At 48.7% G+C, this 530-nt stretch carries 1 protein-coding gene; it reads right to left on the minus strand.

The genetic code is table 11. The features are described 5' to 3' along the window. The coding region (locus A3756_RS00625; RefSeq protein ID WP_156490136.1) for an FAD-dependent oxidoreductase at positions 1 to 497 on the minus strand (497 nt) is incomplete at its 3' end. Positions 498 to 530: the final 33 nt, after the last annotated feature.

Raw genomic sequence — 530 nt, forward strand, 5'->3', positions numbered from 1 at the left:
GATAGATACAACGCTTCTTCAACGGCAGTGTTTCCGCCGCCAACTACACAAACAGTCTGGTTGCGGTAGAAGAATCCGTCACAAGTTGCACAGGCGCTGACCCCTTTGCCGGCAAACGTTTCTTCGGACTCTAGGCCCAAATACATCGCTGAAGCACCGGTGGCGATAATGAGTGCGTCACAAGTATATTCACCAGAATCGCCCGTTAAGCGAAAAGGTTTTTGGCTTAGTTCTGCTTTATTGATGTGATCATAAATAACCTCTGTTTCGAAGCGCTCGGCATGCTGCTGCATTCTTTGCATTAATTCAGGACCTTGAACGCCCTCAGCATCTCCAGGCCAGTTATCGACGTCGGTTGTTTGCGTCAATTGTCCGCCTGCCTGCATTCCTGTAATCACAACTGGGTTCAGGTTGGCGCGTGCTGCATAGACTGCAGCTGTATAGCCTGCAGGGCCTGAGCCAAGAATAATGACTTTGGAGTGTTTTGCTTCGCTCATGAGAAATGTCCTTCAACGATAAGTGTTTAAACT

It is taken from the genome of Oleiphilus sp. HI0086 (assembly GCF_001635225.1).